General features: G+C 34.6%; 22 protein-coding genes and 1 pseudogene. 21 read left to right on the top strand and 2 right to left on the bottom strand.

Annotated elements, in window-relative coordinates; translation table 11 throughout:
• Window positions 1-146: 146 nt before the first annotated feature.
• The 4 genes from eno to ctlX all read left to right on the top strand — a co-directional run bounded on the left by eno (window position 147) and on the right by ctlX (window position 4,850).
• Complete coding sequence (eno, locus tag ACNQGJ_RS12255; protein ID WP_417973159.1) at window positions 147-1,439, top strand: phosphopyruvate hydratase; 1,293 nt, start codon at window positions 147-149, stop codon at window positions 1,437-1,439.
• A gap of 156 nt (window positions 1,440-1,595) precedes the next feature.
• Window positions 1,596-2,879, top strand: coding sequence for a citrate synthase (locus ACNQGJ_RS12250; protein ID WP_417973156.1), 1,284 nt, complete (start codon window positions 1,596-1,598; stop codon window positions 2,877-2,879).
• 64 nt (window positions 2,880-2,943) lie between these two features.
• The gene (locus ACNQGJ_RS12245; RefSeq protein ID WP_417973154.1) at window positions 2,944-3,858 is read left to right on the top strand and encodes a dimethylarginine dimethylaminohydrolase family protein; all 915 of its coding nucleotides are present in this window, start codon (window positions 2,944-2,946) and stop codon (window positions 3,856-3,858) included.
• A 56-nt stretch (window positions 3,859-3,914) separates the two neighbouring features.
• Window positions 3,915-4,850 carry a citrulline utilization hydrolase CtlX gene (gene ctlX, locus ACNQGJ_RS12240; RefSeq protein WP_417973152.1) on the top strand — a complete coding sequence of 312 codons (936 nt, stop codon included), beginning with the start codon at window positions 3,915-3,917 and terminating at the stop codon, window positions 4,848-4,850.
• 50 nt (window positions 4,851-4,900) lie between these two features.
• Here the strand turns inward: ctlX and ACNQGJ_RS12235 are convergent, their stop codons facing one another.
• Window positions 4,901-5,530 carry a MarC family NAAT transporter gene (locus tag ACNQGJ_RS12235; protein ID WP_417973150.1) on the bottom strand — a complete coding sequence of 210 codons (630 nt, stop codon included), beginning with the start codon at window positions 5,528-5,530 and terminating at the stop codon, window positions 4,901-4,903.
• A gap of 145 nt (window positions 5,531-5,675) precedes the next feature.
• On the opposite strand from ACNQGJ_RS12235, the gene ACNQGJ_RS12230 reads away from it, so the two are divergent.
• Entirely contained in the window at window positions 5,676-6,041 is a 366-nt protein-coding gene (locus ACNQGJ_RS12230; protein ID WP_417973355.1) for a CoA-binding protein, read from the top strand.
• A 95-nt stretch (window positions 6,042-6,136) separates the two neighbouring features.
• On the opposite strand, the pseudogene ACNQGJ_RS12225 reads toward ACNQGJ_RS12230, so the two are convergent.
• Window positions 6,137-7,645 (bottom strand): annotated as a pseudogene (locus ACNQGJ_RS12225) (sodium:solute symporter).
• A gap of 98 nt (window positions 7,646-7,743) precedes the next feature.
• On the opposite strand from ACNQGJ_RS12225, the gene recR reads away from it, so the two are divergent.
• The 16 genes from recR (at window position 7,744) to ACNQGJ_RS12145 (ending at window position 26,082) form a co-directional block, all read left to right on the top strand.
• On the top strand, window positions 7,744-8,364 hold the full coding sequence (gene recR / locus ACNQGJ_RS12220; protein WP_417973148.1) for a recombination mediator RecR: 621 nt from the start codon (window positions 7,744-7,746) through the stop codon (window positions 8,362-8,364).
• Between the two features lie 71 nt (window positions 8,365-8,435).
• The gene (locus ACNQGJ_RS12215) at window positions 8,436-9,227 is read left to right on the top strand and encodes a polysaccharide biosynthesis/export family protein (RefSeq protein WP_417973146.1); all 792 of its coding nucleotides are present in this window, start codon (window positions 8,436-8,438) and stop codon (window positions 9,225-9,227) included.
• A 15-nt stretch (window positions 9,228-9,242) separates the two neighbouring features.
• Window positions 9,243-11,711 carry a polysaccharide biosynthesis tyrosine autokinase gene (locus tag ACNQGJ_RS12210; protein WP_417973144.1) on the top strand — a complete coding sequence of 823 codons (2,469 nt, stop codon included), beginning with the start codon at window positions 9,243-9,245 and terminating at the stop codon, window positions 11,709-11,711.
• A gap of 25 nt (window positions 11,712-11,736) precedes the next feature.
• Window positions 11,737-12,738, top strand: a complete 1,002-nt coding sequence (locus ACNQGJ_RS12205) for an SDR family oxidoreductase (protein ID WP_417973142.1) — start codon at window positions 11,737-11,739, stop codon at window positions 12,736-12,738.
• Window positions 12,739-12,824: 86 nt separating this feature from the next.
• A complete protein-coding gene (locus ACNQGJ_RS12200; RefSeq protein WP_417973140.1) occupies window positions 12,825-14,216 on the top strand; it encodes a UDP-glucose 6-dehydrogenase in 1,392 nt (463 codons plus the stop codon).
• Between the two features lie 163 nt (window positions 14,217-14,379).
• A complete protein-coding gene (locus ACNQGJ_RS12195; RefSeq protein ID WP_417973138.1) occupies window positions 14,380-14,844 on the top strand; it encodes a UpxY family transcription antiterminator in 465 nt (154 codons plus the stop codon).
• 612 nt (window positions 14,845-15,456) lie between these two features.
• Window positions 15,457-16,740, top strand: a complete 1,284-nt coding sequence (locus ACNQGJ_RS12190) for a nucleotide sugar dehydrogenase (protein ID WP_417973136.1) — start codon at window positions 15,457-15,459, stop codon at window positions 16,738-16,740.
• Between the two features lie 39 nt (window positions 16,741-16,779).
• Complete coding sequence (locus ACNQGJ_RS12185) at window positions 16,780-17,205, top strand: adenylyltransferase/cytidyltransferase family protein (protein WP_417973134.1); 426 nt, start codon at window positions 16,780-16,782, stop codon at window positions 17,203-17,205.
• A gap of 418 nt (window positions 17,206-17,623) precedes the next feature.
• Window positions 17,624-18,631: a mannose-1-phosphate guanylyltransferase gene (locus ACNQGJ_RS12180; RefSeq protein ID WP_417973132.1), complete on the top strand. Its 1,008-nt coding sequence runs from the start codon at window positions 17,624-17,626 to the stop codon at window positions 18,629-18,631.
• A gap of 476 nt (window positions 18,632-19,107) precedes the next feature.
• A complete protein-coding gene (locus ACNQGJ_RS12175; protein WP_417973131.1) occupies window positions 19,108-19,986 on the top strand; it encodes a sugar 3,4-ketoisomerase in 879 nt (292 codons plus the stop codon).
• A 6-nt stretch (window positions 19,987-19,992) separates the two neighbouring features.
• Window positions 19,993-20,439 (top strand): acyltransferase, encoded by a 447-nt coding sequence (locus ACNQGJ_RS12170; protein ID WP_417973129.1) that lies wholly within the window; start codon window positions 19,993-19,995, stop codon window positions 20,437-20,439.
• A 3-nt stretch (window positions 20,440-20,442) separates the two neighbouring features.
• Window positions 20,443-21,543: a DegT/DnrJ/EryC1/StrS family aminotransferase gene (locus ACNQGJ_RS12165; RefSeq protein ID WP_417973127.1), complete on the top strand. Its 1,101-nt coding sequence runs from the start codon at window positions 20,443-20,445 to the stop codon at window positions 21,541-21,543.
• A 10-nt stretch (window positions 21,544-21,553) separates the two neighbouring features.
• Entirely contained in the window at window positions 21,554-22,570 is a 1,017-nt protein-coding gene (locus ACNQGJ_RS12160) for a glycosyltransferase family A protein (RefSeq protein WP_417973125.1), read from the top strand.
• A gap of 1 nt (window position 22,571) precedes the next feature.
• Window positions 22,572-24,062 carry an O-antigen translocase gene (locus ACNQGJ_RS12155; protein WP_417973123.1) on the top strand — a complete coding sequence of 497 codons (1,491 nt, stop codon included), beginning with the start codon at window positions 22,572-22,574 and terminating at the stop codon, window positions 24,060-24,062.
• Between the two features lie 4 nt (window positions 24,063-24,066).
• Window positions 24,067-24,996 carry a glycosyltransferase gene (locus ACNQGJ_RS12150; RefSeq protein ID WP_417973121.1) on the top strand — a complete coding sequence of 310 codons (930 nt, stop codon included), beginning with the start codon at window positions 24,067-24,069 and terminating at the stop codon, window positions 24,994-24,996.
• A gap of 18 nt (window positions 24,997-25,014) precedes the next feature.
• The gene (locus tag ACNQGJ_RS12145) at window positions 25,015-26,082 is read left to right on the top strand and encodes a glycosyltransferase family 4 protein (RefSeq protein ID WP_417973119.1); all 1,068 of its coding nucleotides are present in this window, start codon (window positions 25,015-25,017) and stop codon (window positions 26,080-26,082) included.
• Window positions 26,083-26,099: the final 17 nt, after the last annotated feature.

Here is a 26,099-nt window from a genome sequence, read left to right as displayed (position 1 = left end):
TAATTTGAAAAATAAATTTTTAAAAGAGTTTAAGTATTTTAATTATCAAAAAATTATAACGTTTTCGTTAATAACATTCAATATTTTCATTAAATCATTCCAAAAGATAGAATATATTTGTATTTTAAAATTTAAAATTTTAGTATATGAGTATTATTATCAAAATTCACGCAAGACAAATTTTCGATTCAAGAGGAAATCCTACAATAGAAGTAGATGTAATTACGGATAATGGTGTTTTAGGAAGAGCTGCTGTACCATCTGGAGCTTCAACTGGAGAACATGAAGCAGTTGAGTTACGAGATGGAGGTAAAGCATTTCTTGGAAAAGGAGTTTTAAATGCGGTGAAAAATGTGAATACCATTATTTCTGAAGAACTTATGGGTGTTTCCGTTTTCGAACAAAATCTAATTGATCAAACTATGATCGATTTAGATGGTACTCCAAATAAATCAAACTTAGGGGCAAATGCAATTTTAGGCGTTTCTTTAGCTGTGGCGAAAGCGGCTGCTAATGAATTAGGATTGCCGTTATACAGATACGTCGGGGGTGTTTCTGCAAATACATTGCCCGTGCCAATGATGAATATTATCAATGGTGGATCCCATTCTGATGCGCCTATCGCTTTTCAAGAATTCATGATTTTCCCGGTGAAAGCAACTTCTTTTTCACATGCAATGCAAATGGGAACTGAAATTTTTCATAGTTTGAAAAAAGTTTTGCATGATAGAGGACTTTCAACCGCAGTAGGTGATGAAGGTGGTTTTGCGCCGAATTTGGCGGGAGGAACTGAGGATGCTTTAGACACTATCAAAAAAGCTGTCGAAAATGCAGGTTATTCTTTTGGCGATGAAATCATGATCGCTTTGGATTGTGCTGCTGCAGAATTTTATAGTAACGGAAAATACGATTACACTAAATTTGAAGGCGAAACCGGCAAGATTAGAACTTCGGCAGAACAAGTAGATTACTTAGCGGAACTAGCAGCGAAATACCCTATTATTTCTATTGAAGATGGTATGGATGAAAATGACTGGGATGGATGGAAATTGCTTACCGATAAAATTGGGGATAAAGTTCAATTAGTAGGCGATGATTTATTCGTAACTAATGTAACACGTTTGGCTACGGGTATCGAAAAAGGAATCGCTAATTCAATCCTTATCAAAGTAAACCAAATTGGAACTTTAACTGAAACCATTGCAGCCGTTAATATGGCTAAAAATGCGGGTTACACTTCAGTAATGTCACACCGTTCAGGGGAGACAGAAGATAATACAATTGCAGATTTGGCAGTAGCGTTAAACTGTGGTCAGATTAAAACAGGTTCAGCCTCTCGTTCTGACCGTATGGCAAAATACAATCAGTTATTAAGAATTGAGGAAGAATTAGGAAACACCGCTTATTTTCCTGGTATAAATGCTTTCAAAATCAGATAATTTCTTTTGATATTTTTATTTAAAGCCATTCACCTATTGTGAGTGGCTTTTTTTTATAATTTTTAACAATTTCATTGTCTTATTATCTTTATAATTAATGTTTAATTCCCTAAATTTGATAAATTATTATTTTAAAAGTTTATTTTCAATTATATTATGTCAAAAATAGCAACATTAGAAATTGATGGAAAGAAAATTGAACTGCCTATAATTGTAGGAAGTGAAAATGAAGTAGCCATCGATATTAACAAATTACGTGATTTATCCGGTATAATTACCCTTGACCCTGGTTACAAGAATTCAGGTTCTTGTAAAAGTGACATCACTTTTCTAGATGGAGAATTAGGGATTCTTCGATACAGAGGTTATTCAATTGAAGATTTAGCAGATAAAGCTGACTTCCTTGAAGTTTCTTTCCTTTTGATTTTTGGAGAATTGCCAAGTACGAAGCAGTTAGCGCAATTTGAAATTGACATTAGAAAATACACTTTAGTTAACGAAGAAATGAAAAGCATCATTGATGGTTTTCCTAAAACAGCTCATCCGATGGGTGTTTTAGCAGCTTTGACAAGTGCATTGACCGCTTTTAACCCTAAATCGGTTAATGTAGATAATGAAAAAGAAATGTATGAAGCAGTGTGTAAAACTATGGGTAAATTCATGGTTATCGCAACTTGGACGTATAGAAAAACCATGGGTTATCCTTTAAATTATTATGATAATACAAAAGGATATGTAGAAAACTTCATGCGTTTAATGTTTGAATTACCTACACAACCTTACACTGCGAATCCTGTCGTTATAGATGCACTAGATAAATTGTTTATCCTTCACGGCGATCATGAGCAAAATTGTTCTACATCTACCGTTAGAATGGTTGGTTCTTCTCACGCAGGATTATTTGCCTCGATTTCTGCTGGAGTTTCTGCACTTTGGGGACCATTGCATGGAGGAGCTAATCAAGCAGTTCTTGAAATGTTAGAAGAAATCCATAGAAATGGTGGAGACGCAGATAAATATATGGCTAAAGCCAAAGACAAAAATGACCCGTTCCGTTTGATGGGATTTGGTCATAGAGTTTACAAAAATTTTGATCCAAGAGCGAAAATTATCAAAAAAGCGGCTAACGAAGTTTTAGCAACTTTAGGAGTTGAAGATCCAATTCTGGCTATTGCTAAGAAACTGGAAGAATCAGCTTTAGAAGATGAGTATTTCAAATCAAGAAATTTATATCCTAATGTAGATTTCTATTCTGGAATTATTTACAGAGCTTTAGGAATCCCTACAGATATGTTTACAGTAATGTTCGCGATAGGTCGATTGCCGGGTTGGATCGCACAATGGAAAGAAATGCGTGAAAATAAGGAGCCTATCGGAAGGCCAAGACAAATTTACACAGGGCATCCTTTAAGAGATTTTGTGCCAGCAGATAAAAGATAAAATCAGTTTAAAAAGCTTCACTAATTCGTGAAGCTTTTTTTATATTTGCCAAAAGCTAAAACACATGTTAGAGATAAATATAAAGAATGAAACCTCGAGGCTTAGAGTAGTAGTTTTAGGTTCAGCAGTTCATAATGGACCTACGCCAAAGGTTGATGAAGCGTACGACCCAAAGTCATTAGAGCATATTTTAGCAGGCACCTATCCACTTGAGAACGACATGGTGAATGAGATGGAAGCGTTTAATACCGTGCTAAAAAAATATAATGTCACAGTGTATTGCCCAGAAATGATTAAAAATTACAATCAGATTTTTACAAGGGACATTGGTTTTGTAATTGATGACGTTTTTGTGAAATCGAATATTTTGCCCGATAGAGAACGAGAATTAGAGGCGATTCAGTATATACTTGACCAAATTGACCCTAAAAAAGTCGTGCGCCCTCCACAAGAAGTTCACATCGAAGGTGGTGATGTGATGTTGTGGAACGAGTATATTTTCATTGGAACCTATAAAGGAAGTGATTATAAAGACTACATTACCGCAAGAACAAATGTGCAAGGAGTTCAATATATTAAGGATTTATTCCCAAATAAAATTGTTAAAGAATTTGATTTGGTAAAATCTAAAATTGAAGCACGTGACAATGCATTGCATTTAGACTGTTGTTTTCAACCTGTAGGGAATGACAAAGGAATCATCTATAAAAATGGATTCCGAGAAGAAGCAGATTATTTGTTTCTGGTAAAACTTTTTGGTAAAGAAAATCTATTTCATATTACCAGAGAGGAAATGTATAATATGAATTCCAATGTTTTTTCCATTGATACGAATGTTGTCGTTTCCGAAAGAAACTTCACCAGACTAAACAATTGGTTGCGTGCAAACGGTTTTGTGGTTGAAGAAATTCCATACGCAGAAATTGCAAAACAAGAAGGATTATTGCGATGTTCTACCTTACCTTTAATTAGAGATTAATTTGTGGTATAACGATGCACTGTATCGTATTGCTACACTACTAAAAATAAAAAATCATGAAACAAACAACAAATTCCATATTGATGATTCGCCCGGTGGCGTTTAGAATGAACGAACAAACAGTAGTAAATAATTATTATCAAAAAGTATTAGATGGACTTTTGCCTGCAACGGTAAATGCCAAAGCGCAACAAGAATTTGATGCTTTTGTCGAAAAACTAACAGCAGTTGGTGTTGATGTAATAGTTGTTGATGATACGTTAAATCCTGATACTCCCGACAGTGTTTTTCCAAATAATTGGATTTCCTTTCACGAGAATGGTGACGTGGCTTTATATCCAATGTTTGCTAAAAATCGTCGTCATGAACGTCGCGAAGAAATTTTAGATCTTTTGGAAGATAAAGGTTTTGTGATTAACAATATCGTGGATTATACCTCGGCGGAAGAAGATGGATTTTTCTTGGAGGGAACAGGTAGTTTACTTTTGGACAGAGCCAATGCAAAAGCATATTGCGCCTTGTCACCTCGAGCCGATGAGGAATTATTTATCGAATTCTGCGAAGATTTTGATTATGCGCCGGTAATTTTTGAAGCGTTTCAAACGGTTGATTCAGAACGAAAATTGATTTATCATACCAATGTGATGATGTGTTTGGGGGATACTTTCGCAGTAATTTGCTCGGATTGTATTGATGATAAGAAGGAACGCAAAATGGTTTTAGACCATTTGAAGGAAGACGGGAAAGAAGTAATTTTAATCACCGAAGCACAAATGAACAATTTTGCAGGTAATATGCTTGAGATTCGTGGCGCAAATGATAAAAGATATTTGGTTATGAGTGCGGCTGCACATCAAAGTTTGACTCCTAAACAAATTGCGCAACTTGAAAAACATGCTGAAATTTTAAGCTCAAGTTTAGATACTATTGAAGCTTGTGGCGGAGGAAGTGCCAGATGTATGATGGCAGAAATTTTCTTGCCTAGAAATTAATTTTTTTTCAATTCGGGCATAGTCAGAATACTTTGCCCGGATTAAAATACTTAGGCTAAATTCCCTTTTATAATATTGATAATTGCACTCACAATATATTGTATTCCTATCGCAATTACAATGAATCCTATAATTCTTGATATCGCAACAATTCCGGATGCTCCAAGTATTTTTGCTAAATAATGAGCGCTTTTAAGGATGATAAAAATTGTAACTGCTATAGCAAGAATGGCGGCTGAAGAAATAAGGATCTCCATAGTTGTATTGTGTTCCTGATAAAATGCAATGAGTAAGGAAATAGAACCAGGTCCTGCAAGCATTGGGATTGCAAGTGGAGTCAATGCAATGTCATTCCTTTGTTGTGCGTCAGTTTCTGCTTTTTTATTGATTCCTCTCTTCTTAGTAAATTTCCCGGAAAGTAATGAAAATCCAGAGCTCACAATAATAATTCCTCCCGCAATTCTTAGCGCATCAATACTGATTCCAAAAAAAAGCAGTACATATTGCCCTATAAAAAACGAGACGATAAGAATAAGAAATACATTTATTGCCGTCCATAAAGAAATTCTGGAACGCTCCTTTTTGGTGTCATTTTGTGTGAGTCCTACAAAGATTGGAACGGTGCCAATAGGGTTTAATACCGAAAAAAGTGCGACAAACAGATAAATAAATAGATCCATGTTTTGTTTTTTAAGAGTGTAAAAATACTCTTTTTCTAGTCTTTAATGTTAGGGTAATGTTTTTTCTTACCTTTATAACTAAACTTAATAATTGCTAAACTGATGGGCCTTTTTATTACTTTTGCAAAATATAATTCAGAAAATGATAAAAAATAAAAAAACGCTAGTTCTTGGAGCTTCCACAAAACCAGCTAGATATTCTTTTATGGCGATTGAAAAATTGGTTGAAAAAGGACATTCTGTACTTGCTATCGGTCAAAATGCAGGCGAAGTATCCGGAATAAAAATTCAGACTAAAGCTATTCCGCTAAAAAATATCGACACGGTCACTCTTTACCTTAATCCTTCGCGGCAGCGTGATTACTACAATTATATCGTTGAAGCAAAACCAAAACGTGTTGTTTTCAATCCCGGTACTGAGAATCCTGAGTTCTATCAATTGTTGAAATTAAATGACATCAAAGTCGAGGTAGCTTGTACACTTGTTTTGCTGGCAACAAATCAATATTAATTTTTAGGAGCTTCTTCCAGCTGTACGCTATATCTTTTCTTGTCCCGTAAAAAGATCGGGACAAGAAAAGGATGCCGCTGCCATCTGGGCTAAAACTAAAATCGTGTTTCAGAAGTTGCTTTTTTGCTAATTATTAATAATCCAACAAAAGTGATTAGCCCGTTTATGATTATCAATTCGTTATCGAAAACATATCCAAAAAACAATGTTTTAGAATTTTCGCTGATAAAGTATGTAAGTATTGGAGATAATAAGCATACCATTGGAACGAATTTGTCTTTGACCGTTTTTGATTTTAGAAACAGGCCAAAACAATACAAACCTAAAAGTGGTCCATAGGTATAGGATGCAACCCTAAAAATCATTCCTACCACAGAGCTGTCATTGATAGTATTGAAGAAAATAATGACTAAAAACATTAGAAACGAAAAGACAATATGGACAAAATGTCTGGTTCGTACTATATTAGGTTTATTAAGATTTTCAGCTTTATCCATTCCTAAAAAATCCACGCAAAATGAAGTCGTCAACGCTGTTAATGCGGAATCCGTTGTCGCAAATGTGGCTGCCGTCAATCCTAACAAGAATATAACGGATGGAATTAATGTCAAATGATTAAATGCAATTTCCGGGAAAAGCAAATCGGTTCTGGGTTTTCCGGTAACTAAATCGGTTGGCACTTCAATTCCGTTTTTATTGGCGTAGATGTAAAGTAAAGCTCCTACGCTAAGGAAAAAAATATTGATTAGTACGAATATCCCGGTAAAGGTGAACATATTTTTTTGTGCTTCGCCAATGTTCTTACAGCTTAAGTTTTTTTGCATTAAATCCTGATCTAAACCTACCATGGCAATAGTAACGAAAATTCCTCCGAGAATTTGCTTTACGAAATGGAATTTATTGGATACAAAATCTTCGAAGAAGAATATTTTAGAATAATTACTGTTTTTTACTGCTTCAAAAGCTTCAAAAAGATTCAAATTCAAACTTCTGCAGATAAAGAAAATTGTCAGAAAAACCGAAGTGACCAAGAAAAATGTTTGTAAAGTATCAGTAATAATAATGGTTTTTAATCCGCCGCGATAGGTATACGCAAATATCAAAGCCAGCGAGATCAAAACCGTAACGGCAAACGGAATTCCATAATAGTCAAAAACAAAACGTTGTAAAACAATCACAACAAGATACAATCTAAATGCCGATCCAATTGTTCTGCTGATCAAGAAAATTGTTGCGGCAGTTTTATAAGAATAAATTCCTCACCGGTGCTCTATGTAGCTATAAATAGAAGTCAAATTCATTCGGTAATACAGCGGGAGCAACACTTTGGCAATAATGACAAAACCAATGGCATTGCCTAAGACAAACTGAAAATATTTAAATTGTTCTCCGCTGGGCGCCCCAACTTCGCCCGGAACTGAAATAAAAGTTACCCCCGAAAGTGCTGTTCCAATCATTCCAAAAGCAACTAAGTACCATTTAGAATTTTTATTGGCTTTAAAAAAAGCTTCATTTCCACTGTCTTTCTTGCTTACGGCATGCGAGATGTAAAATAAAATTCCAAAATAAACGATTATAAGTAATAGAATGGTGCTGGGAGTCATTTTGTGTAAAATTGGTTGGACCAAATTACATAAATAATCTTCAAATTTTCAAATTTTCTATCCCGAACGTTCGGGACAAATTAACTACTTTTGCTGTTATGGAATTTTCTTCTAAACTTATTGAAAAAGCAGTCAACGAGATGTCTCAACTGCCAGGAATTGGTAAACGAACGGCGTTGCGATTGGTGTTGCATTTACTAAAACAACCCAAAGAGCAAACGGTTTTTTTATCTCAGGCCTTGGTTGCGATGCGGGAGGATATTAAGTATTGCAATAGCTGTCATAATATTTCGGATAGTACATTGTGTGAAATTTGTGCTAACCAGAACAGAAATCACCACATCATTTGTATCGTTGAGGATATTCGCGATGTCATGGCAATTGAAAATACGGGTCAGTTTAGAGGGATTTATCATGTACTTGGCGGTAAAATTTCTCCTATCGACGGGGTTGGTCCTAGTCAGCTTAACATAACGACTTTAGTCGAGAAAGTGAAATCAGGTAGTGTCAACGAGATAATTTTTGCGTTAAGCTCCACAATGGAGGGCGACACCACTAATTTTTACATTTATAAACAAATTGCTGATTGTGAAATAAGCATGTCGACAATTGCAAGAGGGATTTCGGTAGGGGATGAGTTAGAATATGCTGATGAAGTTACCTTGGGAAGGAGTATCTTGCAAAGAGTTCCTTTTGAAAAGTCGTTCAAAAATAATTAATCTACATAATGAATAGCGATGCTTTTTAAATAGTAAATGAAAAGCTATATTTGTCGTTAAAAATATTGAAAATGAGCAAGTCCGTACTCTATTTGTTATTGTTTGTTAGTGTGTTATTCACTTCTTGTATTCCCACTCAAGATTTAATTTACCTTCAGAAAAAGAACAATTCAGGTGGTGAAATTATGATTGCTGCTGTAGAGTCAAAACCATACCGATTACAAACTAATGACGTTTTGAGTATTACCATTAAAGCAATCGATCCAAAACTAGTTGCTATTTTTAGTCCTTCCAGTGAAGGTGCGGCAGCAGGTAAATCAGAGTCAGGATTGTATTTTGACGGTTTTACAGTGGATGATCATGGCAATATTAGAATTCCTGTTTTGGGGGAATTAAATGTTATAGGGTTCACACTGGATGAAATCAGAGTTAGAGTTGAAAAGCAATTGTTAGCCGAGTATTTTAATAAGGAGGCTAATATATTTGTAACCGTTAAATTAGCAGGTTTTAGATATGTTATTAATGGAGAAATTGGGAGCACAGGAACTAAAACGTTGTTTCAAGAGCAGGTAACTATTATGGAGGCTGTCGCTAATGCTGGAGATATTACTATTACTGGAGATAGAAAAGCAGTTACAGTTATGCGGAAAACGCCAACTGGAGTTCAAATGCACGATTTAGATCTTACGGATATAAATGTGATGCAATCGCCCTATTTTTATTTGCAGCCAAATGACTATATTTACGTAAAACCACTGAAGCAAAAAACTTGGGGAACTGGAAAAACAGGGATCGAATCATTGGGAACAATCATTACATTGTTGTCCTTAGCTACAACTACTTTTTTACTATTAAAAAATTAAAACAGCGCTCAAAAAATGTTAGATATAAAAGATTTTTCGATTTTTGAAAACCAAGTAAGCTTTGACTTCAAGGGGTTCTTAATAAAAATCGGAAGTTATTGGAAGTGGTTTTTATTAAGTTTATTAATCACTTTCACGATTGCTTATCAGGTGAATATTCGTAAAGAAAAAATTTACGGTATGGAAACGCTTATTTCTGTGAAGGAGGAAAGCAATCCTCTTTTTACCTCTAATACCAGTTTAGTCTTTAATTGGGGCGGTACTTCAGATCAAGTTCAGACTATATCAACGACTTTGCAATCCAGATCTCATAATGAGCTGGTTGTGGATAAATTACAATATTACATTAATTACTTAGTGCAAGGGAAATATAATTTGGTGGACGCTTATGGATCCGTTCCTTTTTATGTGACTATTGATAAATCAAAAGGACAATTATCAGGAACTTTAATAGGAATTAAGTTTGTAAGTGAAGATACATATGAAATCAGAATTCCTTTTGAAAATCAAAATGTTTCTATAATTACCTATTCTGATAATTCGTATGGCAATACAGCAGTAGAAACGGGAGATTTTGTAAAAAGATACAAGGTTGGCGAAAAAGTTTCTTTGCCTTTTTTAAATTGGAAGTTGCAAATAAATGACAATCCAGGATTCTATACAGGAAACGAATACTTTGTACAGTTTAATGATTTTAACGGAACAGTATCTGGATATAAAGGAATAAACGTACGCTCAGATGATAAAGGAGGTTCTATCATTACCCTGGGTATGCAAGGAGCAAATAAAGCAAGAATGGTGGAGTATTTGAATGCAACTGTGAAGATGCTTATCAAAAGGCAATTAGATAGTAAAAACCAGTTTGCGACCAATACAATCGCTTTTATAGATAGTACATTAGTTGCGATGGAATCCCAACTAAAGGAAACTGGGAACGAGCTAAAAACCTTTAGGAAAGGTAAAAACATATACGATATAGAGGAGGGTGGAGCTAAGTTTTCTGAAAAGATTTTGGAATTTGACGTAAAAAAAGATGAAGTTAACCGCAAAATGGCGTATTACAATTCATTGAAATCATATTTAAAAAGTAGTGTAAATTATGCTAAACTTCCAGCACCTTCAGTTGCAGGAATTGAAGATCCTAATATTGTAGTAAATGTTTCGAAGTTAATTGCATTGTCTACGCAAAGATCTGAAATGGCGTATGCTGTAAAAAGTGATAAAATATTCAAAGATTTTGACAATCAAATGGAAGCTGTCAAGAATGTTTTGTTAGAAAATATAACAACAGCAAAAGCATCGCTCCAGTATGATTTAGCTATGGTGAGCAGCAAAATAAGTGAGACTGAAAGCACTATAAAACAACTTCCTGAGGATCAACAAGAGCTCATTAAAATCAAAAGAAAATACGATTTAAGCGATAATATTTATAGCACCTTTCTTCAAAAAAGAAGCGAAGCTGATATTGTTAAAGCGGCAAATTTATCAGATGTTCATTTTATAGATCCTGCTAAGGATGTAGGCGGAGGACTTATAGGACCTAAAACATCTGTTAATTATGTGCTGGCGTTGTTTTTGGGAATACTTTTTCCATTGGTTTTTGTATTTGCAGTTTTCTTTATCAATAATTCAATTCAAAATACAGAGGACATTAGTAAGATGACAAAAATTCCTTTGATAGGTGTCGTTGGAGTTAATAAAGAGAATACCAATTTAGCTGTTTTCGACAAGCCAAAATCAGCTTTGTCAGAATCCTTTCGAGCCATTCGTTCTTCTCTTCAGTTTTTATACAAGCAACAAAATTTAGGCGGAGCAAAGACACTTATGATCACATCTTCCGTGAGTGGTGAGGGAAAAACATTTTGTTCCATAAACATCGCTACAGTTTTTGCCCTCAGCGAGAAAAAAACTGTCGTTATTGGTTTAGATTTAAGAAAACCAAAACTGTCTGCAGAATTTAATTTGTCGAATGAAGTTGGTATCGTAAATTATCTGATCAAACAAAAAACAATAGACGAAATCATAAATCATACCCACATACCTTTTCTAGATGTTATTTTATCGGGACCAGTTCCGCCCAATCCTTCTGAAATGATAATGAGTGAAGGAATGGGAGAATTGATAGCAGAATTAAAGAAAAAATACGATTATATTATTCTGGATACGCCACCAGTAGGTTTGGTGTCAGATGCTTTGGAGTTAGCACAATATTGTGATGTTACCTTATATATCGTGAGACAAAATTTCACTAAAAAAGATATGATAACGCTGTTAAACAACAGAGTGAAACGCGGAGAGTTGAATAATACCAGTATTATTTTGAATGGTTTAGAGAATAAAGCAAAATATGGTACAGGGTATGGGTACGGTTATGGGTACGGATACGGTTATGGCAACTATGCAAATGGATACTATGAAGAGGGTAAAACTAAAAGTATTTATCAAAGGATAGCACAGAAGATTTTGAAAAAACAAACGAAGTAATTGATTGTTTTAAAAATAAGAACAGATGACAATAGAAATAAAAAGTTCCGTTTTAATAACGGGTGGGGCAGGATTTATAGGTTCTAATCTTTGTGAATATTTTTTGTCTAAAGATTATAAGGTTGTTTGTTTTGATAATTTTGCAACCGGCTACAGGCACAATTTAAAAGACTTTATAAACCATCCGAATTTTCGTTTGATAGAAGGCGATATCCGTAATGCAGCGGAATGTCAAAAGGCGGTACAAGGAGTAGATTATGTTTTACATCAAGCGGCTTTAGGTTCTGTGCCAAGATCTATAAATGATCCTGTCACTACAAATGATGTCAATGTTTCCGGTTTTTTGAACATGCTGGTCGCTTCAAGGGATGCAAAAGTTAAGCGGTTTATCTATGCGGCAAGTTCTTCCACATATGGTGACTCAGCAGCTTTGCCTAAAGTTGAAGCGGTAATTGGAAAGCCATTGTCTCCTTATGCCATAACAAAATATGTGAATGAACTATATGCTGAAATATTTAGCAGAACCTATGGTTTAGAGACCATTGGCTTGCGTTATTTTAATGTTTTTGGTCGAAAGCAAGATCCTAACGGAGCATATGCAGCGGTCATTCCTAAATTTGTAATGCAATTGATGCAATTAGAAAGTCCGAAAATAAATGGGGACGGGAACTACTCCCGTGATTTTACCTATATCGATAATGTGATTCAGATGAATGAGTTGGCCATGCTGGCAAAAAATCCAGAAGCAATAAACACGGTTTACAATACCGCGTACGGCGACAGGAACACGATGAATAATTTAGTGGCTTATTTAAAAGAGTTTCTAAGTGTTTACGATGAAAGAATCGCAACTGTTACAGTAGAATATGGTCCTAATAGAGCGGGTGATATTCCACATTCTTTGGCAAGTATTGAGAAAGCTAAATTGTTACTGGGTTATAATCCAAAATTTTCCATGCAAGAAGGATTGAAAGAAGCTGTGGAATGGTATTGGGAAAACTTGCGTGAGAAAAATGGTGAAAAGTGAATGGTGAGAAGTGAATAGTGAATGGTGAGGTGATAAGTGAACGGTGAGAAGTTAGAAGGGATTAGATAACGGAAAATAATAAAAGAATGACGATTACAAAGATTTGTTGCATCGGAGCGGGATATGTAGGGGGGCCGACAATGGCTGTCATTGCGCAGAAATGCCCACAAATACAAGTTACAGTAGTAGACTTAAATGAAGAGCGAATTGCGGCTTGGAATGATCAAAATGTGGAAAACATACCCATTTATGAACCAGGTTTAAGCGAAATTGTTGCCGAAGCCAGAGGAAGGAACTTGTTTTTTTCAACGGATGTGGAAAAAGCAATAGACGAAGCTCAAGTTATTTTTATATCGGTTAATACACCGACAAAAACCTATGGAAAAGGAAAAGGTATGGCAGCTGATTTGAAATATATTGAATTGTGCGCGAGAGAAATTGCCCGAGTAGCCAAAGACAACAAAATTGTAGTTGAAAAATCGACACTTCCGGTAAGAACAGCGGAAGCGATCAAAAGTATTTTAGACAATACCGGGAATGGAGTACAATTTCAAATTCTTTCCAACCCTGAGTTTCTTGCTGAAGGAACTGCGGTTCAGGATCTATTGAATCCTGATCGGATATTAATCGGAGGTGATTCTTCTGGCGAAGGACAGAAAGCTATTCAAGCTTTGGTTGCTGTGTATTCAAATTGGGTTGCAGCAGACAAAATATTAACCACTAATGTATGGTCGTCAGAGCTGTCTAAGTTGACCGCGAATGCATTTTTGGCACAACGAATTTCTTCGATAAATGCCATGTCTGAACTTTGTGAAAAAACGGGTGCAGATGTAAATGAAGTAGCTAAAGCACTAGGAATGGATAGCCGAATAGGATCTAAATTTCTTAAAGCATCTGTCGGATTTGGTGGTTCTTGTTTCCAAAAGGACATATTAAATTTGGTGTACATCGCAAAATCGTATGGACTGCATGAAGTGGCTGATTATTGGGAACAAGTAATTATAATGAATGATCATCAAAAAAGACGTTTTTCCAACAATATAGTGCAAACACTTTATAACACTGTTTCTGATAAAAAAATAACCTTTCTAGGTTGGGCTTTCAAAAAAGACACCAATGACACCAGAGAGTCGGCGGCTATTTATGTTGCAGATGATTTGATAAATGAACATGCGAAAATTGCGGTTTATGATCCGAAAGTGTCCAAGAAAAAGATTATTGACGATTTAAATTATTTGGAAACCAGAAGTTCTGCAGTAAATAGCGATAGTGTCAGTTCATTTGATAATCCTTACGACGCCTGTCATAACGCACATGCGATAGCGATACTTACGGAGTGGGATGAATTCATAAACTACGATTGGCAAAAAATATACGATTCGATGCAAAAACCTGCTTTTGTTTTTGACGGGAGAAACTTGCTGCAAGCATCAGAACTAAGGGCTATTGGTTTTGTTTATCAGGCAATTGGGTCATGAAAATAGGGTGCGAAATAAAAAAAAGCAACGCTAGGAAGTAAAATAACAAAAAGATAGGTTACAAGGTTACTTCGGAATGAGGCGCAGCCGTATTGTTACGTCTACAAGTTATTCAGAACGCGGTGAAATTGAACACTAATTTTAGTGCAATACAAGATACAATATGAATTGGTATGTAGTTTATACAAAGCCCAAGTGGGAGAAAAAAGTTGCAGAACAATTAAGAAACAGCGGAATAGAGTGCTATTGTCCTTTAATTACACAAGTACGGCAGTGGTCTGATAGAAAGAAAAAAGTAGAAGTGCCGCTTTTTAATTCCTATGTTTTTGTTCAATTGCCAGATGCTGAAAGGAATGCAGTATTCCAGTCGGTAGGAGTCGTGCGTTATTTATTTTGGTTGGGGAAACCAGCTGTAGTTCGCGATGAAGAAATTAGTATTATAAAAAAATGGATGAATCCGTCTGATGGAAATGAAGTTTCCGTACTTTCGTTTAAAGTCGGAGATGCGATACAATTGGATTCCGGACCATTTTCAACTCAAAAAGCAATTGTCCAAGAGGTGACTAATACCCATTATGTATTGGTTTTAGAATCTTTGGGTTGTGTGTTGAAGATAAAAATTAAATAAGAACAAGTACACCATTCTTTTAGTGAATTGTATGTGCGCTATATTATACTTAGTAAACATAAATTTTGGATTATTTTGAACAGCCTAACTCACTTGAGTTAGGCTGTCTCCGTTCATAAGTAGACGGGGTATTCGATAGCAGCGGTGATCGCTACTTAAATTAAAAGTGCTTAGTTTTTATTTGTTTCGGATACCTAACGAAAAGTGATTATTTGCTCATTAATCTTATTCTCTATCTGACGATGAAATTTATATATTTTGTATCCATATCACTAATACGCTTTCAATAGCATAATTCATCAAGATTTTAGGCTTTATAAGGCTGCTTTTAAATCTTTTTTGTATGTTTTTGTATCACTAATTTAGGTGATTTTTTATTTGGTATTTAATCATTTTTATAAGCACTTCTTATTGGTTCTCAGGTAATTATGCTTCTGTTTGGTTTCTATGAAAGCATCGTACTATTTGGAGGGCTAAGTATTACCTAAAAAACCGGGATAATGTAGCTATATTTGCCCTCGTAAATTATTCTATTTTCAGTTTATTTCTGTGAGTATGAAGTGCGAAGCGGTACTATAAAGCTACCGATAGCTAATTATAATTGTTCAAAAAATGAATTCTATTACAAGGATAGCGGTGGTTGGTTTGGGTTATGTGGGGTTGCCATTGGCTAGATTGTTTGCAACCAAACATGCTGTTGTTGGATATGATATTAATCAATCAAGGGTTAGCTCCTTACAATCAGGGACGGATACTACTTTTGAAGTAGATGATGTTACTTTGCAAAAAGTGCTGTTGGAGCGACCAAGTAATGCCATTGGTTTGTACTGCACTACTGATGTTGCAGCTCTTGCGGATTGTAATTATTATATTGTAACGGTCCCTACTCCGGTAGATAAGAACAATCGCCCCGATTTAACGCCATTATATAAATCGAGTGAAATAGTGGGAGCGGCTTTAAAAAAAGGGGATATTGTTATTTACGAATCTACGGTATATCCTGGGGTAACTGAGGAAGAATGTGTTCCCGTTTTAGAACGCGTCTCCGGATTGAAATTCAACGTTGATTTTTTTGCGGGCTATTCTCCGGAACGAATTAATCCGGGAGATAAAGAGCATACTGTTGAAAAAATTTTGAAAGTAACTTCGGGTTCCACACCAGAGATAGGGATTAAAGTAAATGAATTGTACCAATCCGTCATTACAGCAGGAACGCATCTGGCTCCTTCGATAAAAGTAGCTGAAGCGGCCAAAGTAATTGAAAACTCACAGCGGGATATCAATATTGCGTTTGTAAATGAATTGGCCAAAATATTTAATTTAATGAATATTGACACCCATGCGGTTTTGGAAGCCGCAAGTACCAAATGGAATTTTCTGCCTTTTAAACCAGGATTAGTGGGAGGACATTGTATTGGTGTAGATCCTTATTATTTGGCTCAACGCGCCCAAGAGTTTGGTTATCATCCTGAAATTATTTTGGCAGGAAGACGATTGAATGACAGTATGGGCGAATATGTAGCATCTCAGGTGGTAAAGCTGATGATAAAAAAAGGAATATCGGTTAATGGTGCTACGGTTTTAATGCTTGGAATCACGTTCAAAGAGAACTGTCCCGATGTGCGGAATACAAAAATTGTTGATGTTATTGCTGCTTTAACGGATTACGGAATTACAGTAACGACCTACGACCCTCTTGCAAATCCATTAGAAGTAAAAAATGAGTATAACCTAATTACGACAAATTTAATACCAAAGCAGAAATTTGATGCCGTGATTTTAGGGGTTGCCCACCATCAATTTTTGGATTTAGACCTAGCTGTACTGCAAAATACTACTAGTTTGTTGTATGATGTAAAGGGGGTTTTGGGTGATGCAGCTGATGGAAGATTATAGAATAATAACTTACGGATTCAAACTATAATAGTGGAAAACATGAAAATAGGAATAACATTTAGTGCTTTTGATTTGTTACATGCAGGACATATTAAAATGTTAGAAGAGGCAAAAGGACAGTGTGACTATTTAATTGCGGGACTACAAACGGACCCTACTATTGATCGCCCTGAAAAAAACAGGCCTACCCAATCTGTAGTAGAACGTTATATTCAACTTAAAGGCTGTAAATATGTTGATGAAATAATTCCTTATGCGACAGAACAAGATTTGGAGGATATTTTACGTTCGTTTAAAATTGACGTGCGCATCGTAGGAGATGAATATAAAGACAAGAATTTTACAGGACGAAGCTATTGTGAGGAAAAAGGAATAAGGCTTTTTTTTAATATTCGCGACCATCGCTTTTCTAGTAGTAGCCTGCGAAAAGAAGTTACAGAAAAAGAATTGCTGAAGGCGAAGTAGATTTTCGGTTCTTGGTTTTAGTAGCTCAAAAATAATTATAGCCCGCTTTTAAAGTGTTTTATAAAAAAATAAAATAAAAAAATTAGGATTTAATCTGATTTCTGCTTCAATAAAAATATCAATTTAATAGCCCCCAAGTGGCTGTTTTGTGAAATTACAAATAGCGTTAACAAATCACTGAGGAGCACTAATTATAACCCGTTGGTGTAAAAATTTCAATTAATCTTACATAAAAAAATTGAACCACATAGAAACATAGAAAAAAAGAGTAGGATAGCCTAATTCTTGGGTTCACATAGCTATGGTTTTCTTTAAAAAAGTGAACCGTCTTACATAATTTTAAAATCGATGTTTCTATGTGGTTAAAAAATTAAACAAATTGAATTACACCCAACGGTTTAATTACAAAAAAAATAGTATGGAAAATAAGCGTTCAATTACACATGTCATTCTTACTGGCGGAGTTGGCAGCAGATTATGGCCTTTATCCCGTAAGAGCCAACCTAAGCAATATTTGGAGTTATTTGATGGTAAGTCATTATTTGAAATGACCGTGGAACGTAATCGTGACATTGCAAATAAAATTATGGTAGTGGGGAATATTGATAATTGTCACCTCAGTAGAAAAGTGATGGAAAAATCAAATACTCCTTACGTAGATATTATTGAATCCACTCCAAGAAATACTTCTGCCGCTATCGCTTTTGCTGCTTTTGCTTCGGATCCTGATGACATTTTAATCGTTACGCCTTCGGATCATATTATTGGCGAAATGGAAAATTATGAAGATGCTATTCATGAGGCTGCTTCGAAAGCGTTGCAAGGCTATATTGTAACGTTCGGAATTGTACCTACGAAGCCTGAAATAGGATATGGTTATATCGAACGCAAGGGAGATGATGTGATCTCTTTTCGAGAAAAACCAAACCAAGTTACTGCAAAGGATTTTATCGCCAAAGGTAATTTTCTTTGGAACAGTGGAATGTTTTGTTTTAAAGCGGGTGTGTTTTTAAAAGAATTACAATCCTTTCAACCAGAAGTGTATGAAAAATCTAAAATTGCTTGGGATAATAATACTAATGGCATTTTAGATTTAGAGTTGTCACTTGAAATACCATCGATCAGTATAGATTATGCAGTAATGGAACGCAGTAAAAAAATAAAAGTAGTTCCTTCCACATTTATCTGGTCTGATTTGGGTTCTTTTGAATCCGTTTATGATTATCTGGTTACGACAGGTCATCCGGTTGATGAAAATGGGAATATGGTCATTGGAACCACTAATTATACGGCTTTTGTAGGTGTGAAAAATACTATTTTTGTTTACACAGAGACGGCTAATTTAATTCTTCAGAAAGAATTTTCTCAGGATGTTAAAAATGTTTTTAATGAACTAGAGCGAAAAAATCCAGAATTGCTGGGTTAGTATAATATCTAATTTAAATTATAAAATCAAAAGATGTAAAAGTTTAAAACAAAGCTCCTATTTTTTGTTGTTTTTTAAACCCCTGATTTTATAGTATCACTGAATTTAACGCTAATGGCACTATGGTAAGTATTATCGAGAAACCTAAAGATTCTAAATGTAATTATGCTATCGTAGAATTGTATTTTATCTTAATTCGGGGTGTAAATTGTCAATATTTTACCAACACAAGAAGCGAGTTAAAAATTACTGCTGTAATTTAAATATGCAAAACTTAAAGGTAGAACTTAAGGGTCGGGGCTTCGCAGGATTAGATATCTGCTCTCATGAATCCCTGTTGGAAGCTTCTAATTTTATACAAGCTACTATCTAAAAACAACCATGGTTTGAAAGTAGGCAACATCATTGTAAAAAAAAATAGTACGGACATTATTTGCTTAGACTTGTTTCTCGTAAAAAAATAAATAGTACAAAACATGACAAATAAAGAACCTGATATAATTCATTTGCCTAAAATTTTAGATGCTAGAGGCAATCTAACTTTTTTACAGCATCCAGACCAGATACCTTTTCCTATTCAAAGAGCGTACTGGATATATGATGTTCCGGGTGGAGAAATCAGAGGTGGTCACGCTTTTAAAGAGCAAAATGAATTCATAATCGCAATTTCAGGAAGTTTTGATGTTGTCATTGACGAGGGAGAAAATGAAAAAGTATATCCATTAAATCGTTCTTACATGGGTTTGCACATTGCACCCGGAAAATGGCGAAGTATGCGCAATTTTTCAACTAACTCGTTGGCATTGGTTTTGGCATCTACCAAGTTTGATAAAGAAGATTACATACGATTCTATCAAGATTACCAACAAAATAGTGTAAAGGGGGTCACTAAAAAAACGGCGAGTCTGTCTAACAAAGAAATAATAAGACCGCAAAGCGATGCTACTAAAAGTACTGTTGCGGATTGCATGCTTATAGAATTAGATAAAAAGCACAAGGACAAAGGAAATATAACCGTTGTAGAAAATGGGCAGGAAATTCCTTTTGAAATTGAACGAGTATATTATTTGTACGACGTTCCTGGAGGTGAAGAAAGAGGCGGACACGGGCATAAAGATTTGTACCAATTGATTGTAGCCGCAGGAGGAAGCTTTGATGTAGTTTTGAATGATGGAATTAACAAAAAAACAGTGACTCTAAACCGGCCCTATCAAGGATTATACGTGGTACCAGGTATTTGGCGAGAATTAAACAATTTTTCTTCTGGTTCCACTTGTTTGGTTTTAGCTTCTAATACCTATGATGAGCAAGATTATATCAGAGACTTCGAAGAATTTAAAAATTTTAAAGAATAAATAAATATGGTGCATTCCTTAGCAGAAGTACAAGCAGAAATTCCCGAATCAACCAATGTGTGGCAGTTTGTGGTGGTTCTTGAAGATGCAGTAATTGGCGAATTTTGTAATATTTGTAGTCATTGTTTTATTGAAAATGATGTAAAAATAGGTAACAATGTCACTGTAAAGTGTGGCGTATATCTTTGGGATGGCATCACAATCGAAGACAACGTACAAATTGGACCAAATGTAACGTTTACTAACGACAAATATCCTAGAGCAAAACAAGCCTTCGAATTGCAAAGAACAACCATAAAAAGTGGCGCATCTATTGGTGCGGCTTCGACTATTTTAGGTGGAATAACTATAGGAGAAAATGCCATGGTTGGTGCAGGAAGTTTGGTTACAAAAAACATTCCGGCTGACGAATTGTGGTATGGTTCGCCTGCAAAATTTATTAAAAAGATTTAATTTATGATCAAGTTTCTTGATTTACAGAAAATAAATGCACGATATGCGGCAGAACTAAAACAAGTAGCCGCAGACGTAGTTGACTCGGGTTGGTTTTTAATGGGAGAACAACTAAAAAAATTTGAAGCCGATTTTGCCGAATTCAATAGTGTAAAACATGCTATTGGTGTAGCCAATGGATTGGATGCGCTTCGGCTAATTTTGAAAGCGTACATTGATTTGGGCGTGATGCAAGAAGGTGATGAAGTGATTGTACCTGCAAATACCTATATCGCTTCGCTTTTGGCAGTATCGGATTGTAAATTAACGCCAGTTTTGGTAGAACCTCTTTTAGAAAATTATAATCTAAATATAGATGCCATTGAAGCAAAGATAACCGACAAGACCAAAGCGATAATGGTGGTACATTTGTATGGTCAGATTTGTTGGAGTGATAGCTTGGAAGCACTTGCAAAAAAATACAATTTAAAAATAATTGAAGACAATGCGCAAGCTGTAGGTGGAGTATACAATGGTAAAAAATCAGGAAATTTGGGTGATGCCGCAGGTTTCAGTTTTTATCCGGGTAAAAATTTAGGTGCTTTGGGCGATGCTGGTGCAGTAACTACCAACGACGCTGCTTTGGCGGCACAAGTACGCGCTTTAGGAAATTATGGCAGTACCACCAAATATGTCAATGATTGTAAAGGTTTAAATAGTCGATTAAGTGACATGCAAGCAGGTTTCTTACATGTTAAGCTAAAATATATTGATGCAGAAAACCAGAGAAGAAGAGAAATTGCCGCACGCTATATCAAAGAAATAAAAAACGATAAAATTGTTTTACCAACTCCACCAAATGCATCAGAAAATCATGTGTGGCATTTGTTTGTTGTTCGCACAGAAAATCGCGATGTATTGCAAAGTTATCTAACGGAAAACGGTATTCAAACTGCCATACATTATCCAATACCGCCACACAAACAAGCGGCATACAAAGAATTCAATCATTTGAGTTATCCAATAACCGAAAAAATACACAACGAAGTATTGAGCTTGCCAATTAGTCCGGTGTTAACAGATGCAGAAATTACCCAAATAATTCAAACTGTAAACCAATACTAAGATTAGTGTAATGAATATTTATATAAAATCATTTAACAGACCGTATTATTTAGATCGTTGTATTTCTAGCATTATAAATAATGTGATAGATAAAGATTTAAGAATAATAGTATTAGATGATGGTACGGATGCTAAATATTTAAAAAAGATACAAGAAAAATATCCATTAATAATTATTTGTTTATCTAATTTTTATTATGAGAAACTCAATAAAATAAATAATTTTTTGATAAATAAAGAACCAGTAGGGTCGTTAGAAATACCAACTAAATTTTGGCTTTCACACATTACAAGTTGCAAAGATGAATACATGATGGTTTTAGAAGACGATATGTGGTTTACAAGTCCTATTATTGTAAAAGAAAGTTTAGGATTGATGAAAAAGCACAATATGTGTATTTTAAAAATGTGCTATTTCAGAAACAAGAAACTAATTGCAGGCGAGTTGTCGGCAATAAGCGATTTAGTTAATCGTATAGAACCAAAATTGATTTCTACAAATCCGTTTTTATTTGAAAATCTAATCGTCAAAAACCGCTTAAAGATTATGTCTATTTTGATGCGATTTGGATTGTATAATTATGGTCGTAAAATAGAATATTATACTATTTACAATGTTGCAGGTGCTATTTATTCTAAATCATATTATGATTATTTATGGGAAGATTTTGCAGGTCATGTAGATGAAGACCAACAACTTATTAGAGCTGTAAAATTTATGAAAGATAAATCGCCTAATTATGGTGTGTTTAAAAATGATGTAATTAATACAAGTTTCAGTAGCTCAGCGACAAACATGTTTTCAGATATTCATTTTAATGTTTTTGAATATAATAACATTTTGAACGAAGCTTGGTTTCAAGACAATTTTGATGTTTGGTCTAATTTTCCTAACGACATTTCGGAAGAACAAATAAAAAATATTTTAGAAAAGACAGATAATACTTCTGCAAATGTGGTCGAATGGGAAAAATGGATGCATCGATTTAAAGCAAATTACATTAGTGTCGGGCATCAAATAACTTAAAATGTCAGAAAACAATCAAGAATCGAAAGATGCTCTAAAATCTACTGGTGTAGTTGGTGGCGGCCAAGTTATCAATATTGCTATCGGCTTGGTACGTACCAAAGTAATTGCTGTAATTTTAGGGCCATCTGGCGTTGGCATAATAGGGTTACTAAATACCGCTAGCGATATGGTTCGAAATGTAACTACCATTGGCATTCCTTTTAGTGGCGTTCGAGATATTTCTATAGCTTCTAGCTCAGAAATAGAAAATGCCGTACCGCGCGTAGTGAGCGTATTTCTAAAATGGATTACTTATTTTTCTGTACTCGGTTCTTTGGTTATGGTACTTTTTTGCATGCCATTAAGCAATTTTATGTTTGGCAATACCAATTATGCGCTATCCATAGGTATTTTGTCCATATCTGTTTTTTTTACTTCGCTCAGTTTGGGGTATAACACCATTTTACAAGGCAAACGAGCAATTGGTCTATTAGTCAAATCGGGTATTATTGCCAATCTAATAAGCGCTGCGGTTACAGTAGGTATTTACTATTTTTTAAAAAAAGATGGGATTGTTTTAGCGCTTGTATCTACAGCTATAATCAATTGCGTGGTATCGTATATTTATTTTAAAAAATTAAAAATTAATAAACTACCTAATATTACTTTAAAAGAATCATGGCCAGAAGCCAAAGCAATGATTCAGCTTGGTTTTTTTACCATTGTAGTAAGCGTTTTTGACCAAATGCTATCGTTAATATTGCGCGCGTTCATTTCTGACAAAGCCGGAGTGGATGGCGTTGGTTTGTTTACGGCTGCAACGACCATTGCAACCATGTATCTTACCATTGTGTTGTCTTCATTAGGTAGTGATTATTATCCTAAACTGGCAGCAATTAATAGCGACAATGCAGCTCTTAATAAGTCGGTAAACGCCCAATTGCAAATTGTACTACTTTTGGCGTGTCCATTTATTGCAGGTATGGTATGTTTTAGCGAATTGGTAATACGAGTGTTGTATACCAAAGAATTTCTAAAAGCGAACGAAGTGTTAAAATGGCAAGTTTTAGGCGACTTTTTTAAAATTATTGCTTGGCCTTGTGGTTATGTTATTTTAGCTAAAGGTTTGGGCAAACTTTATATTGGTTACAGCATATCTTACACACTTATTTATGTGGGTATCATTTATTTTGGGTGGAGTATTCTTGGTTTTTTTGGTATTGGTATTTCGTTTTTTGTATCACAATTTTTGGGATTGGTATTTTTATACGTTTATAGTTATTTCAAATTTAATATCCAAATTAATGCCGCAAACCAAAAAGTAATAGCTACAACGAGTTCGTTATTAATTGCGGCATACGTTGCAAATACTTTTTTTACGGCAGGCGTCAAAATTGGTTTGTCTTTCTTTGTATTTGCGATAATGGTAATCTATTCATGCATAAAATTGTCTGCAATTATCAGTGTAAAAGATTTGCTTCAAACAATAAAATTTAAATTTAAAAAATAAATGGATGGTAACAAACAATAATTTTGATGCAAAGCAGCCCTTGGTTAGTGTAGTCGTTATCACCTATAACTCTGCCGAGTTTGTTGTGGAAACGCTAGAAAGTATCAAAAACCAAACGTATGCTAATATAGAATTAATTCTTACCGATGATGCCTCTAAAGATACTACCGTAACGCTTTGTGAAAAATGGTTAACAGAAAATAAAGCGCGTTTTGTACGTACAGAATTAATAACAGTTGCAGTTAATAAAGGTGTGGTTCAAAACTGTAACCGTGGTTTTGCAGCAACACGTGGTGAATGGATAAAACTTATTGCCGGTGATGATTGTTTGGCGACCGGTGCAATCGCAAAAATGATAATTTATGTAAATGCACATGAAGAATGTGAAATTTTACATGCGCCTGTTCTTAAATTCAGTAAAAACAATAAGGGTCTTACAAATTTTGAAAATTTATTTTCAGACCAGCCAAAAGTACTTAATAAAGAAGTGCCTGCTGCAAAGCAATTTGAAATACTTACAAAAGGATGCGTGGTAAATGCGCCTGCAGTGTTAATAAAAACGACTTTGGTTGGAAAAATAGGAGAATTTGATACCGAAATACCCAATTGTGAAGATTGGCCGTATTGGCTAAAAATTACCCGATTAGGAATTCCATTTCATTATATTCCAGAACCTTTAGCCTATTATAGAGTACGAGAAGATTCGGTATATTCGTCAGGTTCTAAAGAATTTTACATTACTTCTTTTTACAAAACAGAATATCTCATATTTAAAAAATACATTAAACCGTATGTGTCTTTTTTTCAAAAAAACATTACTCTTTATGATTTTTATTTAAAAAAAATATTTGCTAAAAGTAAAGCGTCTTTAGGTACCAAAGTTTTATTTACTTCGTTACGATTGCCAGTAAAAATGTATCATAAATTCAGTTAAATTTATAAATGGAGTGGTATGAAAGTTTTATTATGTACGGGGCGTTATTACATGGGTGGTATTGAAAAATACGTTCATGATTTATCTATTAATTTATCGGATAGAAATATAGAAATTACTTTACTAATATTTTATAAAATTAAAAATGACGACATTAAATTTTTAAAAGCGAAGAAAATAAATATTTACGAATTAAATGGTAAAAATGGTCGAGATTTAAAAATGATTTTTAATTTTTTTAAAATTATAAAAAGAATAAAGCCGAATATTATTCATCTAAACGTGATTCCAATTTTTAGTTTTATTCCACTTTTATTTTTTAAAGGTAAAACGGTCTATACTATACACCAAATGGATACCAATTATCTTACTAACTTTTTTTTCAATAGCATTATAGACGGCGTTATTTTTTTATCAGAAAGCGTAAAAAACCATTACACAAAATTAAAGTATCTGTCAAAACCAACGTCGGAAATAATAAGTAATGGTGTCGAAATTTATGCAAATAATCAATATAAAATACCGGAAGAATGTATTAATTTAGTAATGGTATCTAGATTAGCCCAAGACAAACAACCGCATCTTGCTATTGAAATTCTAAATTTTCTAGAACAAAACAGTGCATTGAAATACCGACTTACTTTAGTTGGTGATGGAGATACACTAGATGAATCTTATGTAAAGCAAATAACGAGAAGCGTCACCGAAAAAAAATTAACTAAAAATGTAACTTTTAAAGGTTGGCAAAAAGAGGTAGTTCCTTTTCTTTTGGAAGCACATGGATTTTTGATGCTTTCTAGAAAAGAATGTTTTCCTTATAATGTTTTAGAAGCCATGTCGGTTGGCGTTCCTATATTTAGTTTTAATGTAGAAGGAGGTTTGATTGACATGCATCAAAATGAATTTACGGGTATTATGATTGATACAAACGAGCCTATCTTCTTAGCGCAAGAAATAGATGCCGTTTTTAGCTCGAATCGTTGGCAGGTTTATAGTGAAAATGCCTATCAAAACGCCAAACAATTCTCTGTTAACGCAATGGTAAACAAAACAATGCAATTTTATAATACAATTTTACAGAAATAATCACCATTATAAAATTA

It is taken from the genome of Flavobacterium cryophilum (assembly GCF_048286555.1).
Lineage (GTDB): Bacteria > Bacteroidota > Bacteroidia > Flavobacteriales > Flavobacteriaceae > Flavobacterium.
The sequence above is the reverse complement of the archived record's forward strand: the minus strand, read 5'-3'. Positions and strand labels throughout refer to the sequence as shown.

Coding starts and splice junctions, on each gene's coding strand:
- ACNQGJ_RS12250 (WP_417973156.1), top strand. CDS start 1,596: ATGTCAAAAATAGCAACATTAGAAATTGATGGAAAGAAAATTGAACTG.
- ACNQGJ_RS12160 (WP_417973125.1), top strand. CDS start 21,554: ATGAATATTTATATAAAATCATTTAACAGACCGTATTATTTAGATCGT.
- ACNQGJ_RS12245 (WP_417973154.1), top strand. CDS start 2,944: ATGTTAGAGATAAATATAAAGAATGAAACCTCGAGGCTTAGAGTAGTA.
- ACNQGJ_RS12145 (WP_417973119.1), top strand. CDS start 25,015: ATGAAAGTTTTATTATGTACGGGGCGTTATTACATGGGTGGTATTGAA.
- ctlX (WP_417973152.1), top strand. CDS start 3,915: ATGAAACAAACAACAAATTCCATATTGATGATTCGCCCGGTGGCGTTT.
- ACNQGJ_RS12170 (WP_417973129.1), top strand. CDS start 19,993: ATGGTGCATTCCTTAGCAGAAGTACAAGCAGAAATTCCCGAATCAACC.
- ACNQGJ_RS12155 (WP_417973123.1), top strand. CDS start 22,572: ATGTCAGAAAACAATCAAGAATCGAAAGATGCTCTAAAATCTACTGGT.
- recR (WP_417973148.1), top strand. CDS start 7,744: ATGGAATTTTCTTCTAAACTTATTGAAAAAGCAGTCAACGAGATGTCT.
- ACNQGJ_RS12180 (WP_417973132.1), top strand. CDS start 17,624: ATGGAAAATAAGCGTTCAATTACACATGTCATTCTTACTGGCGGAGTT.
- ACNQGJ_RS12150 (WP_417973121.1), top strand. CDS start 24,067: ATGGTAACAAACAATAATTTTGATGCAAAGCAGCCCTTGGTTAGTGTA.
- ACNQGJ_RS12215 (WP_417973146.1), top strand. CDS start 8,436: ATGAGCAAGTCCGTACTCTATTTGTTATTGTTTGTTAGTGTGTTATTC.
- ACNQGJ_RS12235 (WP_417973150.1), bottom strand. CDS start 5,530: ATGGATCTATTTATTTATCTGTTTGTCGCACTTTTTTCGGTATTAAAC.
- eno (WP_417973159.1), top strand. CDS start 147: ATGAGTATTATTATCAAAATTCACGCAAGACAAATTTTCGATTCAAGA.
- ACNQGJ_RS12195 (WP_417973138.1), top strand. CDS start 14,380: ATGAATTGGTATGTAGTTTATACAAAGCCCAAGTGGGAGAAAAAAGTT.
- ACNQGJ_RS12210 (WP_417973144.1), top strand. CDS start 9,243: ATGTTAGATATAAAAGATTTTTCGATTTTTGAAAACCAAGTAAGCTTT.
- ACNQGJ_RS12165 (WP_417973127.1), top strand. CDS start 20,443: ATGATCAAGTTTCTTGATTTACAGAAAATAAATGCACGATATGCGGCA.
- ACNQGJ_RS12175 (WP_417973131.1), top strand. CDS start 19,108: ATGACAAATAAAGAACCTGATATAATTCATTTGCCTAAAATTTTAGAT.
- ACNQGJ_RS12200 (WP_417973140.1), top strand. CDS start 12,825: ATGACGATTACAAAGATTTGTTGCATCGGAGCGGGATATGTAGGGGGG.
- ACNQGJ_RS12205 (WP_417973142.1), top strand. CDS start 11,737: ATGACAATAGAAATAAAAAGTTCCGTTTTAATAACGGGTGGGGCAGGA.
- ACNQGJ_RS12185 (WP_417973134.1), top strand. CDS start 16,780: ATGAAAATAGGAATAACATTTAGTGCTTTTGATTTGTTACATGCAGGA.
- ACNQGJ_RS12190 (WP_417973136.1), top strand. CDS start 15,457: ATGAATTCTATTACAAGGATAGCGGTGGTTGGTTTGGGTTATGTGGGG.